16 protein-coding genes are annotated in these 14,020 nt (G+C 45.5%); 15 read left to right on the forward strand and 1 reads right to left on the reverse strand.

Features of this window, described 5'->3' with window-relative positions:
- Positions 1-30: 30 nt before the first annotated feature.
- Positions 31-306, reverse strand: coding sequence for an AbrB/MazE/SpoVT family DNA-binding domain-containing protein (locus M3152_RS17285; protein ID WP_251629903.1), 276 nt, complete (start codon positions 304-306; stop codon positions 31-33).
- 513 nt (positions 307-819) lie between these two features.
- Here M3152_RS17285 and metG point away from each other — a divergent pair.
- From metG to pth, 15 genes are all read left to right on the forward strand, one after another.
- A complete protein-coding gene (gene metG / locus M3152_RS17290; protein ID WP_251697052.1) occupies positions 820-2,781 on the forward strand; it encodes a methionine--tRNA ligase in 1,962 nt (653 codons plus the stop codon).
- A 123-nt stretch (positions 2,782-2,904) separates the two neighbouring features.
- On the forward strand, positions 2,905-3,675 hold the full coding sequence (locus M3152_RS17295) for a TatD family hydrolase (RefSeq protein ID WP_251697053.1): 771 nt from the start codon (positions 2,905-2,907) through the stop codon (positions 3,673-3,675).
- Between the two features lie 130 nt (positions 3,676-3,805).
- Positions 3,806-5,038 carry a G5 and 3D domain-containing protein gene (locus M3152_RS17300; RefSeq protein WP_251697055.1) on the forward strand — a complete coding sequence of 411 codons (1,233 nt, stop codon included), beginning with the start codon at positions 3,806-3,808 and terminating at the stop codon, positions 5,036-5,038.
- A 174-nt stretch (positions 5,039-5,212) separates the two neighbouring features.
- Positions 5,213-5,773, forward strand: coding sequence for a ribonuclease M5 (rnmV, locus tag M3152_RS17305; protein ID WP_251697057.1), 561 nt, complete (start codon positions 5,213-5,215; stop codon positions 5,771-5,773).
- Positions 5,766-6,650: a 16S rRNA (adenine(1518)-N(6)/adenine(1519)-N(6))-dimethyltransferase RsmA gene (rsmA, locus tag M3152_RS17310; RefSeq protein WP_251697059.1), complete on the forward strand. Its 885-nt coding sequence runs from the start codon at positions 5,766-5,768 to the stop codon at positions 6,648-6,650. The genes rnmV and rsmA overlap by 8 nt, the downstream gene beginning before the upstream one ends.
- A gap of 142 nt (positions 6,651-6,792) precedes the next feature.
- The gene (gene veg / locus M3152_RS17315; RefSeq protein ID WP_251629891.1) at positions 6,793-7,059 is read left to right on the forward strand and encodes a biofilm formation stimulator Veg; all 267 of its coding nucleotides are present in this window, start codon (positions 6,793-6,795) and stop codon (positions 7,057-7,059) included.
- A gap of 127 nt (positions 7,060-7,186) precedes the next feature.
- Complete coding sequence (locus M3152_RS17320; RefSeq protein ID WP_251697061.1) at positions 7,187-7,372, forward strand: small, acid-soluble spore protein, alpha/beta type; 186 nt, start codon at positions 7,187-7,189, stop codon at positions 7,370-7,372.
- A 171-nt stretch (positions 7,373-7,543) separates the two neighbouring features.
- The gene (gene ispE / locus M3152_RS17325; RefSeq protein WP_251697063.1) at positions 7,544-8,410 is read left to right on the forward strand and encodes a 4-(cytidine 5'-diphospho)-2-C-methyl-D-erythritol kinase; all 867 of its coding nucleotides are present in this window, start codon (positions 7,544-7,546) and stop codon (positions 8,408-8,410) included.
- Positions 8,411-8,466: 56 nt separating this feature from the next.
- Positions 8,467-9,300, forward strand: coding sequence for a pur operon repressor (gene purR / locus M3152_RS17330; RefSeq protein ID WP_251697065.1), 834 nt, complete (start codon positions 8,467-8,469; stop codon positions 9,298-9,300).
- The gene (locus M3152_RS17335) at positions 9,297-9,674 is read left to right on the forward strand and encodes a RidA family protein (RefSeq protein ID WP_251697067.1); all 378 of its coding nucleotides are present in this window, start codon (positions 9,297-9,299) and stop codon (positions 9,672-9,674) included. The genes purR and M3152_RS17335 overlap by 4 nt, the downstream gene beginning before the upstream one ends.
- Before the next feature lie 166 nt (positions 9,675-9,840).
- Positions 9,841-10,125, forward strand: coding sequence for a septation regulator SpoVG (spoVG, locus tag M3152_RS17340; RefSeq protein WP_251697068.1), 285 nt, complete (start codon positions 9,841-9,843; stop codon positions 10,123-10,125).
- A gap of 184 nt (positions 10,126-10,309) precedes the next feature.
- Positions 10,310-11,683 (forward strand): bifunctional UDP-N-acetylglucosamine diphosphorylase/glucosamine-1-phosphate N-acetyltransferase GlmU, encoded by a 1,374-nt coding sequence (gene glmU, locus M3152_RS17345; protein WP_251697070.1) that lies wholly within the window; start codon positions 10,310-10,312, stop codon positions 11,681-11,683.
- A 14-nt stretch (positions 11,684-11,697) separates the two neighbouring features.
- A complete protein-coding gene (locus M3152_RS17350) occupies positions 11,698-12,657 on the forward strand; it encodes a ribose-phosphate diphosphokinase (RefSeq protein WP_251697072.1) in 960 nt (319 codons plus the stop codon).
- 83 nt (positions 12,658-12,740) lie between these two features.
- The gene (locus tag M3152_RS17355) at positions 12,741-13,373 is read left to right on the forward strand and encodes a 50S ribosomal protein L25/general stress protein Ctc (RefSeq protein WP_251697074.1); all 633 of its coding nucleotides are present in this window, start codon (positions 12,741-12,743) and stop codon (positions 13,371-13,373) included.
- A 72-nt stretch (positions 13,374-13,445) separates the two neighbouring features.
- Positions 13,446-14,009, forward strand: coding sequence for an aminoacyl-tRNA hydrolase (gene pth, locus M3152_RS17360; RefSeq protein WP_251697075.1), 564 nt, complete (start codon positions 13,446-13,448; stop codon positions 14,007-14,009).
- Positions 14,010-14,020 lie beyond the last annotated feature (11 nt).

Here is a 14,020-nt window from a genome sequence, read left to right on the forward strand (position 1 = left end):
TGGATTCAAATCATTATCATTTTAATAATATTATTTTATCTTCTCTTCGATCTCTTTAATGAGTTGTTTAGCACCATCAGGACTTAAAATCAGCTTTCCGTCAATAAGCTGCAAATTATTGTCGGACACCTCTCCTGTGATTGAACAAGTCATATTCGGCATGTATTTCTTTAAGATTATTTTGTCGTCATCAACATAGATTTCTAAAGCATCTTTCTGCTCAATGCCAAGTGTGCGGCGAAGTTCGATTGGAATGACGACTCGTCCAAGCTCGTCGACTTTTCTAACGATTCCAGTAGATTTCATTAAAGGATTTCCTCCTACAAAGATTTAAATTTTCGGCAAGATTCGACATATTCCTCTTGTCTATCAAGTATCATACCAAGTCTTCCAATTAACGTCAATAAAACTAGCTCAATACTATGTATAGAATAATAGATTATTTGAAGGAAACAGGACTTTGGATGTTTATATTTTTAGTAATGACGAGGCATTTAGTAATTAGTCAGGGCTGTATTTAGGGAAATGGGAATGGTGGATGGATTGAGCATTAATAAGGAAATTTAACTTAATTCAGCAAGCAAACGAGGCGTAATTGATTAATACGTGAAATCATTGCATTTATGCGCATTTGAAGCGGCTTATGAGCGTTTGCGGGTGTTTATGCGGCGCTAGGCATAATTATGTGCATTATTGACGATTTATGATCATTTCAAGAGGTTTATGCGCGATTTGACGATTTACTGCGTATCTACATAGCACTTTTGTTGAAATTTAAGTAATATGGATAGTATAGATTGAAACACAGGAGGTATTTTGGTGGAAGAACAACGAAAAACATTTTATATTACGACTCCCATTTATTACCCGAGTGGGAAATTTCATATTGGAACAGCTTACACGACCGTTGCTTCGGATGCGATGGCCCGTTATAAAAGATTGCGTGGATTTGATGTACATTTCCTAACGGGAATGGACGAGCACGGACAGAAAATCCAAGAGAAAGCGGAAGAGGAAGGCCTTCCGCCGCAGCAATATGTAGACCAAATCGCGGATATCGCTATCGATCTTTGGAAACTGATGGACATTTCATATGATGACCTCATCAGAACGACGGAGGAGCGGCATAAAGCGGCCGTCGAAAAGATCTTTAAAAAATTCCTTGATAACGGTGACATTTACAAAGGTGAGTACGAAGGGTGGAAATGTGTCCCTTGTGAATCTTACTTCACAGAGGCGCAACTTGAAGACGGCAACTGTCCAGATTGTCATCGCCCAGTGGAGAAGGTGTCGGAGGAATCATACTTCTTTAATATGAAGAAGTATGCAGACAGGCTTCTGCAATACTATGAAGACAATCCTACCTTTATCGAGCCAGAATCTCGGAAAAACGAGATGATCAACAACTTCATCAAGCCGGGACTTGAAGACTTATCCGTATCGCGCATGTCATTCGACTGGGGCATCAAAGTGCCTGGAGATCCGAAACATGTCATTTACGTGTGGGTCGATGCGTTGACGAACTATATTACCGCACTCGGATACGACTCAGATGATGATTCGCTATTCAAGAAATATTGGCCGGCTGACGTGCATGTTGTCGGAAAGGATATCGTCCGCTTCCATACGATCTATTGGCCGATTTTCCTCATGGCTCTTGATTTGCCATTGCCGAAAAAAGTGTTCGCCCATGGTTTCATCATGATGAAGGACGGCAAAATGTCCAAATCAAAAGGGAATGTCGTCTATCCTGAAATGCTTGTGAATCGTTATGGCTTGGATGCGACGCGCTATTTCCTTCTTCGGGAATTGCCGTTCGGACAAGACGGAACATTCTCCCCTGAATCATTCGTGGAGCGCACGAATTATGATTTAGCCAATGACCTTGGAAACTTATTGAATCGGACAGTTTCCATGATCAATAAATATTTCGACGGCGTCATTCCGACTGAAAGCCTTGAAGCGACCGAATTCGATAATGTTTTACGTGACTTCACAACAACTGCGATTGGAAAATACGAAGCAGCGATGGAGAAAATGCAGTTCAGTGTCGTCCTTTCTGAGCTTTGGACAATTATTTCACGTACGAATAAATACGTCGATGAAACGTCTCCATGGGTTCTTGCAAAAGACGAAGCGGATAAAGGGAAATTGGCATCTGTCATGACCCATCTTGCTGAATCGCTCCGACAAATCGCAGTGCTCCTGCAACCGTTCATGACGAAGGCGCCGATTCAAATCATTGAACAGCTTGGATTGGATGAAACATTGCTAGCGTGGGAAACACTAGGAGATTTCAAAGCAATTCCTGAAGGAACCAAAGTTGTCGAAAAAGGGGTTCCGATTTTCCCACGTCTAGATCCGGAAGTGGAAATCGTCTATATCCGTGACCAGATGGCAATTACTGCTCCTCAGGAAAAGCAGGTTGAAGAGCCTGTAAAAATCGAGGAAGAGGCAGAAGAAATTACGATTGACGACTTCATGAAAGTTGATTTACGTGTCGCGACCGTGACTGCATGTGAAAAAATCCCGAAAGCAGACAAGCTGCTGAAGCTTCAACTCGACTTGGGCTACGAACAGCGTCAAGTCGTCTCAGGCATCGCCGAGCATTATGAACCGGAAGCTTTGATTGGCGAGAAAGTCATCGTCGTCGCTAATTTAAAACCGGTGAAATTACGCGGAGAATTGTCACAAGGGATGATATTGGCCGGTAGTTCCAATGGGATTCTAAAACTGGCAACAGTCGATCCGACATTGGAAAACGGTGCACAAGTGAAATGAATAAAAACAGACGGCGTTTCCTAAAGAGGCGCCGTCTTTATCTTTTAACCAATTTGTTAACATATTGTAACGAAAGTCATAATCCATTGAAATACAATGAAATCTGTGAGGAGAGACACATCAATGTATATCGATACTCATGTTCATTTAAATGCAGACCAATATAATGAAGACGTAAAAGAAGTAATTCAACGCGCACTTGACGCGGGTGTCAGTAAAATGGTCGTCGTCGGCTTCGACAGGGTGACGATCGAGAAGGCAATGGAGCTAGCTGAGCAATACCCGTTCATTTACGCTGTCATCGGCTGGCACCCTGTAGACGCTGTTGATTGTACTGACAAGGATCTGGAGTGGATTGAATCTCTGGCGGGGCATCCGAAAGTCGTTGGCATCGGGGAAACCGGTCTGGACTATTACTGGGACAAATCGCCAAAGAATATTCAGCAGGAATTATTCCGGAAGCAGATCCGACTCGCGCAAAAAGTCGATCTTCCCGTCATCATCCACAATCGCGACGCGACCGGAGATGTCGTCAGGATCCTGAAGGAAGAAGAAGCTCGAATTACGGGCGGCATCATGCATTGCTATGGCGGCAGTGTTGAGACTGCGAAAGAATGCATTGAGATGAATTTCCTTATTTCACTTGGCGGCCCAGTCACCTTTAAAAATGCAAAAATGCCGAAGCAAGTTGCAACCGATATTTCATTGGATCATTTATTAATTGAAACGGATGCTCCTTACCTTGCTCCCCACCCTCACCGTGGAAAACGGAATGAGCCGGCGCTCGTCACGCTCGTGGCGGAGGAAATTGCCCGTCTACAGGACATTCCGATTGAAGAGGTGGCAAAACGAACGACCGAAAATGCGTTGAAGATCTTCCGTATTCCAAATTAATGCGAAGGGTGATTGTATAGCTTCCCGACCGGCTTTATCCATTCCATGGGGGATAGTTGATAACCTATTGGGTTGACACGTCGAAAAGGAAGCTTTATAATTTGCCGAGTGATAAAGGAGGAGTTTTTTCATGACAAAAAGCACCATGAAAAATCTGTTCTCGATGTCATTGAGGAGTAAACAAATAGCGATTGTTACTTTTGTGTTTGCGCTATTCGTTTCAATCATTTCACTTGTTCTTCACGAAATATCCAAGAAATCGGTCACACTACAAGTGAACGATGAGCAAATTGAAATAAAAACATCTGAACATACAGTTGGGCAACTTCTAGCAAGTAGGGATATCGAAGTTGCCGAACACGATTTAGTAACACCCTCAGTGAATACCACGATCGAGGAAGGATTATCGATCAGGTGGGAACAGGCAAAGCAAGTAGAGATTCAAACAGGCAAGGAAACAAAAAAGATTTGGACGACGGATCGGAACGTCGGTGATATTTTAGCCGCGGCCGACATTAACCTTACCGATCATGACAAGGTTACCCCAGATCTGAATGAAAACCTTGGGGAAAATCTACACATCAATGTTCAAAAAGCGTTCCAATTGACGCTTATCGATGGCGGAAAAGAGAAACAAATGTGGTCAACTTCGACTACGGTCGCTGACTTTTTAAAGAGAGAAAACATTCAATTGAATGAAAACGACAAGCTGAACCACGAGGCGGACGGTTTCGTGAAGCCAGGTTCTATAGTTGAAGTCGTACGCGTAGAAAAGGTCACCGATGTAGTGGAAGAGCCAACAAACTTTGCGGTTGTAACGAAAAGTGATGCTAAATTGTTGAAAGGACGCGAAAAAGTCGTCCAAGAAGGCAAGAAGGGATCCGTTGAACGCAAGTTTGAAATTGTCAAAGAGAATGGCAAGGAAGTATCTCGTACGTTATTGAGTGAAAGAGTCATTGAGGAACCGCAAAAGAAAATTGTTGCGGTCGGTTCCAAAGTAGTAGTGGCAAGCGCCTACAATAAAAAATCCAATGTCGCTGTGTCTCGCGGCAGTTCGGCAGCACCTTCCGGCGGGAAAGAGTTTTATGTTACTGCCACTGCCTATACTGCGCACTGTAACGGTTGCACCGGGACCACGGCAACAGGCATCAACCTGAAGGCCAATCCGAATCTGAAAGTTATTGCGGTGGATCCTAGTGTCATTCCGCTCGGCTCGAAAGTCTGGGTTGAAGGATACGGATATGCCATCGCAGGAGATACTGGCGGTGCGATCAAAGGGAAAAGGATTGACCTTCATGTCCCTACAAAGACGGCAGCGTACAATTTCGGCCGTCGTACCGTGAAAGTCAAAGTGATCGACTAATTCCAATAGTAGTCATGTTTTTCCACATCGATCCGTGGGACTTAACCAGTCCCGCGGTTTTTTCATCTTTACGTAGTGGCGGCAGATCAAACCCATCGTTGTTCGATTGACTGTACAACGACTGCTTTGACGCGTAAAATTAAACAAACGTAACGTAACGAAATGAGGGTCATAGTGAACATTAAGGAGATCATCGTCGTCGAAGGCAAATCCGACACGATTGCCATCAAGAGGGCAACAGGCGCCGACACAATCGAAACGAATGGATCGGCAATCGATGAAAAGACATTGAATAAAATCAAGCACGCCCAGGAAACGCGAGGAGTCATCGTATTTACCGATCCCGACTTCCCGGGCAAAAGAATCCGTTCCATCATCGAAGAACGGATTCCAGGCGTCAAACATGCCTTTTTGCAGAAAGCGAAAACAATTGCCAAGAATGGGCAAGGACTTGGCATTGAGCATGCGAAGGATGAGGACATCCAAAAAGCTCTTGGGGCCGTCTACTCCGTCGATGTACAACCCGTTGAGGAGATCCCTCTCCGGGTCCTGTTGGAGGCAAGGCTTGTTGGACATCCCGACGCAAAAAAACGGCGCGATCAGCTAAGCGAAATACTGCAAATTGGACAAGTGAACGGTAAAGGTTTGAAAAAGAGACTTGAAATGTTCCGGATTGGGCAACATCAATTAATGGAGGCATTAAAAGTCCTGCACGAGGAGGATGGCCATGAATAGGGATATAGCAACACCTATAAGAACAAAGGAAATATTGGAGAAGCACGGGTTTTCATTCAAAAAGAGCTTAGGTCAAAATTTTTTGATAGACCCGAATATTTTACGTAATATCGTATCGCATGCCGGCTTGACCGATAAGACGGGTGTCATCGAGATTGGTCCGGGCATCGGGGCTTTGACGGAGCACCTTGCGAGAACTGCGAGAAAGGTCGTTGCATTTGAAATTGACGGCCGTCTGCTTCCTGTGCTGGAAGATACGTTATCGCCGTATGATAATGTCACCATCATCAACCAGGATGTCCTGGAAGCGGATTTGAAAAAGATCATCGAGGAGCAATTCAGCGGATTTGACGATATTGTCGTCGTAGCAAATCTCCCTTATTACGTGACGACGCCAATCATCATGAAGTTTTTACTAGGAAAAGTTCCGATACGCGGCATGGTGATCATGATGCAAAAAGAAGTGGCGGACCGCATTACGGCATCCCCAAGTACGAAAGCATACGGATCCTTATCGATCGCGGTCCAATATTACATGGATGCCGAAGTTGCGATGATTGTGCCGAAAACGGTATTCATCCCGCAGCCGAATGTCGAATCAGCGGTTTTGAATCTGACAAAAAAAGCGGGGCCTCCAGTGGAAGTGAAAGACGAGGACTTCCTGTTCAAGGTGGCAAGAGGTTCATTCGTACAGCGGAGAAAAACACTGCTGAACAACTTGCAATCCTCCTTGCCTGATGGGAAGGCGAAGAAGGAGCAGATTCTTGAGGCATTTGAGCGGATTGGTATGGATCCGGGCAGAAGAGGCGAGACGCTATCCATTAAGGAGTTCGGAGAGTTGTCGAATGCCTTGTATGCGGATTTCAAAAAACAGTGACAACAGGGTGTTTCGCTGTCTAAACAATTGAAAAAAGCAAAAAAAGAATTGACAACGACAACGTTTTACTGATAAAATTCTTCTTTTAATTGACAGAACTTTTTAAAAGTGTTATACTAGTATCCAGTGAGGTGTAAGCGACGTGCCAAAAACATTAGCGGACATTAAGAAGTCATTGGATGCTCATTTGGGGAAACGTTTGCACTTAAGAGCAAACGGCGGCCGTAAGAAAACGATCGAACGTGCCGGAGTCCTTCGTGAGACGTATCGGGCAGTTTTTGTTGTTGAACTGGACCAGGATGAGAATGCTTTTGAAAGGGTGTCTTACAGCTACGCGGATATTTTGACTGAAGCAGTCGAAATAACAGTTCTGGATGACGGAGACGCCACTGAGTTCATCGTCAAATAGTTTTTTATAGCAATCATGTATTGTTTTTATTTAAAAACACCTATGCATCCTTTAACGGAGACGCATAGGTGTTTTTTTATTGCCAATGCCCATACTAGAATTGTCAGTCGAAAAGGAGGAAAACCTAATGGCAAGAAGACGGAGTATAATGTCTGAGCACTTGAAGGAAGAAATTGCGAAAGAGCTTGGCTTTTACGATGTTGTTCAGCGGGAAGGTTGGGGAGGCATTAAATCACGTGACGCTGGTAATATGGTGAAGCATGCCATTCAAATGGCTGAGCGTGGAGTAGCGGAAAAAAGGAACGACAGCTAAGTTCCACCCATCTCACGTACGACTGACAAAGGAGGAGCTGCATGGTTGTCGTTATAGACGCCGTGCAGCTCTTTTCTTCATTTCACAAATCAATGAAAAGTTTCGGGGTGCAATCCAATCTCCCTATGGTAAAATAGGGAACAATGACAAGCTTGGAATGGAGGGGGCTGGATGTTATATGAGAAAGCACCTGCAAAAATCAACCTGACACTCGATGTCCTACATAAACGCCCCGACGGTTTTCATGAAGTGGAAATGATTATGACGACAGTCGACTTAGCTGACCGTGTCTGGCTTCGCCCTTCGAATGATGGGCATATCAACATGAAAGTCTCCGAGCGGTTTGTGCCGAATGACCGGAAAAATCTGGCCTATCAGGCGGCGGACCTGCTTAGACGGAAATACGGCATCCGCGACGGGGTTGAAATAACGCTCGACAAAAAAATACCTGTTGCTGCAGGTCTTGCTGGAGGCAGTTCTGATGCAGCGGCAACATTGCGCGGACTGAACCGGCTATGGAAATTACAGCTAAGTGCAGATGAGTTAGCGGAAATTGGTTCAAAGATCGGCTCGGACGTCTCTTTCTGCGTGCACGGAGGAACAGCGCTTGCGAAAGGTCGCGGGGAACAGATAGAGCATTTGCCGGCACCCCCCAACTGTTGGGTCATTCTGGCGAAGCCTTCAATTTCCGTTTCAACAGCAGACATCTACCGCAATCTCGACGTCAACTCCATTCAGCATCCCGACACGACCGGTATGCTCGAAGCCTTACATTCAGGGGACTACACTAAAATGTGCGCTTCCTTGGGCAATGTTTTGGAGCCAGTGACAATGAAGTTGCATCCACAGGTCGTCGTCCTGAAAGAAAAAATGGAACAGTTCGGGGCAGACGCGGTATTGATGAGCGGAAGCGGACCGACCGTTTTTGGGTTTGTCAGGCAAGAGGCGAGAGTATCGCGAATTTACAATGGATTAAAAGGCTTCTGTAAGGAAGTCCATGCTGTCAGAATGACAGGTGAACGTTTTCTGCTTGATTAAAGGCGTACAATTATGATAATGTCGAATAAAACATTCGGGTTTAGGGGTTGTTACTCATGAAGTGGAAAAGAAGCGGAAGACTCGTTGATATGACGCGTCACCTATTGGATAATCCGCATACACTCATACCGCTTACTTTCTTCTCCGAACGTTATCATGCTGCAAAGTCATCGATCAGTGAAGACTTGGCAATTATCAAAGAAACGTTCGAAGAGAATGGGACAGGAAAATTGATGACAGTATCGGGTGCGGCAGGTGGCGTGAAATACATTCCGCAAGTCTCCGAAACGGAAGTCCGTGAAGTGATGGCCATCATAAAGGAAAGCCTTGGTCGATCGGATCGGCTGTTGCCTGGCGGCTATTTATACATGACGGATTTTTTAGGGGATCCCAAAATAATGGACCGGATCGGAAAAGTCTTTGCATCTGCATTCGCGGAAACGGAGATCGACGTAATTATGACGGTCGCTACAAAAGGCATTTCTATCGCCCATGCGATAGCCCGCCATTTGAATGTTCCTGTCGTCATCGTCCGAAGGGACAGTAAAGTGACGGAAGGTTCGACGGTCAGCATCAATTATGTGTCCGGTTCCACGCGCCGCATCCAGACGATGGTATTATCAAAAAGAAGCATGAAGAGCGGGAGAAGAGTCTTGATCACCGACGACTTCATGAAAGCGGGCGGAACGATGGCGGGCATGAAGAATCTACTCGAGGAATTTGACTGTGAACTTGCAGGAGCCGCTGTCCTTGTAGAGGCGGAGCATACCGAGGAAGTGCTTGTTGAGGACTATCTATCCTTGGTCAAGCTTCGCGCAGTGAATGAGAAGGACCGCACAATCGAACTTGAAGAAGGAAACTATTTCAAGAAGGGTGGAAAAACGACATGAATTACGTAGCAACAGATAATGCTCCGAAAGCAATCGGACCCTACGCACAAGCAGTGCAAGTAAATGGATTGGTCTATACATCCGGACAACTTCCGATGACACCGGACGGACTGCTCGTCGAAGGAACGATTGAAGAGCAGACGAACCAAGTTTTCGCAAACTTGAAAGCTGTATTGGAAGAGGCAGGCTCTTCCCTTGATCAAGTCATCAAGGCGACAGTGTTCATCAAGGACATGAACCAATTTGCAGCTTTGAACGACGTATATGCACAACATTTCGGAGCACATACTCCTGCACGTTCAACAGTGGAAGTGGCAAGATTACCGAAAGACGCATCAGTAGAAATCGAAGTCATCGCCCTCGCCGGTGAATAAATAATAGTGACGGCCCGCTCGAAATAAGAGCAGGCCGTCATTTTTTATGTACCTAAAAAAGTTTTTTAGAAAAACTTCGAAAAAATAAAAGGGAAAAGCTTACTTTTGTTGAATATAATCGTTGAGCCAATTTATAGACAAAAACAACAAAGGGAGTGGGGAAATAATGGAAGTGACGGATGTAAGGCTGAGGAAGGTTGAGACGGAAGGTCGAATGAGGGCAATCGCTTCGATTACATTGGACGGTGAATTTGTTGTACACGACATCCGTGTCATTGAGGGGAATGACGGATTGTTTGTTGCGATGCCAAGCAAACGTACGCCGGATGGAGAATTCCGCGACGTTGCACACCCCATCAATACATCGGCAAGGATGAAAGTCCAAGATGCAGTCCTTACCGCTTATCATATGGTCGAGGAAAAAGGAATCCTAGAAGAAGCCGGAGCATAAGTTTATGGAATTTAAAAGAAGCACGGAACCAAGAGATGTTCTCCGGTTTTGTGCTTTTTTGATTGGAATAAAAAAGAAAAGAATAATATTAAAAGAATTACATCGCGTTGTCAAGAGGGTATAGTTGAAATTTATACTATTTTCGGCTATAGTCAATAATGAAATAATGGATGGAGGCCAGCAAATGACGAATACATATGCCATCGTCCTAGCTGCAGGGCAAGGGACGCGGATGAAGTCCGATTTATATAAAGTATTGCATCCTGTCTGTGGAAAACCGATGGTCGAACACGTTGTCGACCATATCCTTGGAATCGGCGCGGATAAAATCGTAACGATTGTCGGCCACGGGGCAGAAATGGTAGAAGAAACACTTGGTGCCAAGAGCGAATATGCCCTTCAGGCAGAACAGCTCGGCACAGCACATGCAGTTCAGCAGGCGGAAGATCGGCTAGGCGAACTCGAAGGGATTACGCTCGTCGTCTGCGGAGACACACCGCTCATCAAATCGGAAACGATGCAAGCACTGATTGCGCACCACTCCGACACGAAGGCGAAAGCGACAATCCTGACCGCGCATGCCGACGACCCAACAGGCTACGGCCGCATCATTCGGGACGAAGACGGAAATGTCCTTCGAAACGTCGAACATAAGGATGCATCACCACAGGAGCGGGAAGTGACCGAAATCAATACGGGAACGTACTGCTTTGACAACCGTGCACTGTTCGAGGCTTTGAAAAAGGTGAAGAATGATAACGCGCAAGGCGAATACTATCTTCCTGACGTCATCGGCATCCTGAAGGCTGAACAACAGGCATTGATATCCGCTTATGTAACCGATGAATTCAGCGAAACGATCGGTATCAACGACAGGGTCATCCTCTCGGAAGCGGAAAAAGTGATGCGCCGAAGGATTGCGGAATCCCATATGCGGAATGGCGTTACAATTATCGATCCAGGCAGCACGTATATTAGCGCAGATGCCAAAATTGGTCGGGATGCAGTTCTTCAACCAGGTACGATGATCGAGGGACAGACGGTCATCGGGGAAAAGTGTATCATTGGACCGAATAGCCATATCGCCAACAGTGAGATTGGCGAGTCCACAACTATCCATTCGTCAGTTGTACGGGACAGCATCATCGGGTCCGGTACAACAGTTGGCCCGTTCGCACATATCCGTCCGGATTCCAGACTCAGCGACAATGTGAAAATCGGCAATTTTGTCGAAATTAAGAAATCAAGGCTGGGAGAAGGCAGCAAGGTTTCCCACCTCAGCTATATCGGTGATGCGGAAGTCGGCACTCATGTCAACATCGGCTGCGGAACGATCACAGTGAATTACGATGGTAAAAACAAACATACGACAACAATTGAAAATGATGCATTTGTCGGTTGCAACTCCAATTTGGTCGCACCTGTAAAAATTGGAAAAGGCGCTTATGTAGCGGCCGGATCGACGATTACAAAAGATGTGCCAGAAAGTTCACTTGCAATTGGACGCGCGCGCCAGGAGAATAAAGAAGGATACGCAACAAAATTAAATCTTAACTAACCAGGGGGACCATGATGGCTAATCATTATCCTAATGATAAACTGAAGATATTCTCTTTAAATTCCAACGAATCACTTGCACGAGAAGTAGCGGACGAGATTGGACGCCCACTTGGCAAGTGCTCTGTCAAGCGCTTTAGCGATGGAGAAATTCAAATCAATATCGAAGAAAGTATCCGGGGTTGCGATGTTTTTGTCATCCAATCAACCTCCTATCCAGTCAATGATAACCTAATGGAGCTCCTTATCATGATTGATGCATTGATGCGCGCATCAGCCCGTACAATCAATGTAGTTATGCCTTACTATGGTTATGCACGTCAAGACCGTAAAGCGCGTTCCCGTGAACCGATCACGGCGAAGCTTGTGGCCAACTTGCTTGAAAAAGCAGGTGCTGACCGCGTAATTGCTATTGATTTGCATGCACCGCAAATCCAAGGCTTCTTTGATATTCCGATCGACCATCTCGTAGCAGAACCGATTTTGACGGAATACTTCAAAGGAAAAGGCTTGGAGGGCAACGAGCTTGTCATCGTCTCTCCAGATCATGGCGGAGTAACACGGGCACGGAAGATGGCGGATCGTATGAAAGCACCAATCGCCATCATTGACAAACGCCGTCCACGTCCAAATGTTGCCGAAGTGATGAGCATCGTAGGGAACGTCGAAGGGAAAACAGCTATTTTGATCGACGATATCATCGATACTGCCGGAACGATTACAATCGCAGCGAACGCGATCATCGAGAGTGGCGCGAAGGAAGTGTACGCTTGCTGTACGCATCCGGTATTATCCGGCCCTGCCATCGAAAGAATCGACAATTCCCAAATCAAGGAATTGATCATTACGAATTCGATCGAACTGCCGGAAAGCAAAAGATCCCCAAAAATCAAGCAATTATCGATTGCAAAGCTTTTGGGTGAAGCAGTTATCCGGGTATTTGAAAAGAAATCTGTCAGTACATTGTTTGAATAAGCAAGCCAGTTAGTTTCATGTCGTCTGATTTTGGGTATTTCAAGAGATAGAATAACTTTTTTTTAAGAAAGGTGACTACACAAATGAGTACAGCAATTCAGTCGAAATCAAGAGAAGTGAAAACGAGATCAGCATTAACAGCACTTAGAAATGAAGGGTTCATCCCATCAGTCGTTTATGGATATAATACAGAATCTACACCGATTGCCGTAAAAGAGAGCGATTTACTGAAAACATTGCGGGAAGTCGGACGCAATGGTGTTCTCAAGCTCGAAGTAGATGGCAAGCAATTGAACGTCGTTTTAAATGATTTCCAAGAGGATGCTTTAATAGGCGATATCCGCCACGCGGACTTCCTCGCAATTGATATGGCAGAAGAGCTTGAAGTCGACGTTACGGTACATCTTGTCGGCAACTCCATCGGCGAGAAGGAAGGCGGCGTCGTACAGCAGCCGAACCGCGAAGTGACGATCAAAGTCAAACCTTCGGATATTCCGGAGTCGTTTGAAGTTGATATTTCCGAGATGCAAATCGGCGACACGATGACAGTTGCAGACGTACGTGCGAAATCTAAGTTTGAAATACTTTCTGATGATGAGTACGCACTCGTTCTTATCTCCGCTCCACGTTCAGAAGCGGAAATGGAAGAGCTTGAAGCTGATACTGGTGCTGCGGATGCAGAACCGGAAGTCATCGGTGGTAAAGAGGAAGAATAATAAGCAGCAGTTGGAGCGCACGTGCAAAGCGTGCGCCCTTTTTCTAATTAATTCAAAAGGAAGATACGCCTTATGAAAATGATAATCGGCCTCGGAAACCCGGGGAAGCAATATGAGAAGACTCGGCATAACGTCGGATTCCATGCTATCGATGAATTGGCCCGTCGACTTGACGCGCCTGCCATGCAATTGAAATTCAATGGCGCTTATACGATCATCCACCGTCCGGAAGGAAAAGTGATGCTCGTCAAACCTTTGACATATATGAATCTATCCGGGGAATGTGTCGGTCCTCTCATGGATTACTACAATGTGGAACTCGATGACATCGTTGTACTATACGATGACCTTGACCTCATTCCAGGCAAATTACGGCTGCGCCAAAAAGGAAGTGCCGGCGGCCATAACGGCATGAAATCGTTAATTGCCCATCTTGGCTCGGATTCCTTCAACAGGATTCGCATCGGAATCGGTCGTCCGACAGGCGGCATGAAAGTGGCCGACTATGTACTTTCCCCATTCAGCAAGGAAGAACAGCCACTTATTGACGAGATGGTTGATAAAAGTGCTTCTGCCTGTATGGACTGGCTTAACAGGCCGTTTTTAGATGTAATGAATAACTATAATGGTTCATAAGGAATAATCAC

It is taken from the genome of Sporosarcina luteola (genome assembly GCF_023715245.1).
In the GTDB taxonomy this organism is placed as follows: Bacteria; Bacillota; Bacilli; order Bacillales_A; family Planococcaceae; genus Sporosarcina; species Sporosarcina luteola_C.

What these genes read in the sequence shown, in the direction of transcription:
- M3152_RS17285 (WP_251629903.1), bottom strand. Translation starts at nt 306, where the DNA reads ATGAAATCTACTGGAATCGTTAGAAAAGTCGACGAGCTTGGACGAGTC.
- M3152_RS17295 (WP_251697053.1), top strand. Translation starts at nt 2,905, where the DNA reads ATGTATATCGATACTCATGTTCATTTAAATGCAGACCAATATAATGAA.
- M3152_RS17300 (WP_251697055.1), top strand. Translation starts at nt 3,806, where the DNA reads ATGACAAAAAGCACCATGAAAAATCTGTTCTCGATGTCATTGAGGAGT.
- rsmA (WP_251697059.1), top strand. Translation starts at nt 5,766, where the DNA reads ATGAATAGGGATATAGCAACACCTATAAGAACAAAGGAAATATTGGAG.
- M3152_RS17320 (WP_251697061.1), top strand. Translation starts at nt 7,187, where the DNA reads ATGGCAAGAAGACGGAGTATAATGTCTGAGCACTTGAAGGAAGAAATT.
- ispE (WP_251697063.1), top strand. Translation starts at nt 7,544, where the DNA reads ATGTTATATGAGAAAGCACCTGCAAAAATCAACCTGACACTCGATGTC.
- purR (WP_251697065.1), top strand. Translation starts at nt 8,467, where the DNA reads ATGAAGTGGAAAAGAAGCGGAAGACTCGTTGATATGACGCGTCACCTA.
- M3152_RS17335 (WP_251697067.1), top strand. Translation starts at nt 9,297, where the DNA reads ATGAATTACGTAGCAACAGATAATGCTCCGAAAGCAATCGGACCCTAC.
- spoVG (WP_251697068.1), top strand. Translation starts at nt 9,841, where the DNA reads ATGGAAGTGACGGATGTAAGGCTGAGGAAGGTTGAGACGGAAGGTCGA.
- glmU (WP_251697070.1), top strand. Translation starts at nt 10,310, where the DNA reads ATGACGAATACATATGCCATCGTCCTAGCTGCAGGGCAAGGGACGCGG.
- M3152_RS17350 (WP_251697072.1), top strand. Translation starts at nt 11,698, where the DNA reads ATGGCTAATCATTATCCTAATGATAAACTGAAGATATTCTCTTTAAAT.
- M3152_RS17355 (WP_251697074.1), top strand. Translation starts at nt 12,741, where the DNA reads ATGAGTACAGCAATTCAGTCGAAATCAAGAGAAGTGAAAACGAGATCA.
- pth (WP_251697075.1), top strand. Translation starts at nt 13,446, where the DNA reads ATGAAAATGATAATCGGCCTCGGAAACCCGGGGAAGCAATATGAGAAG.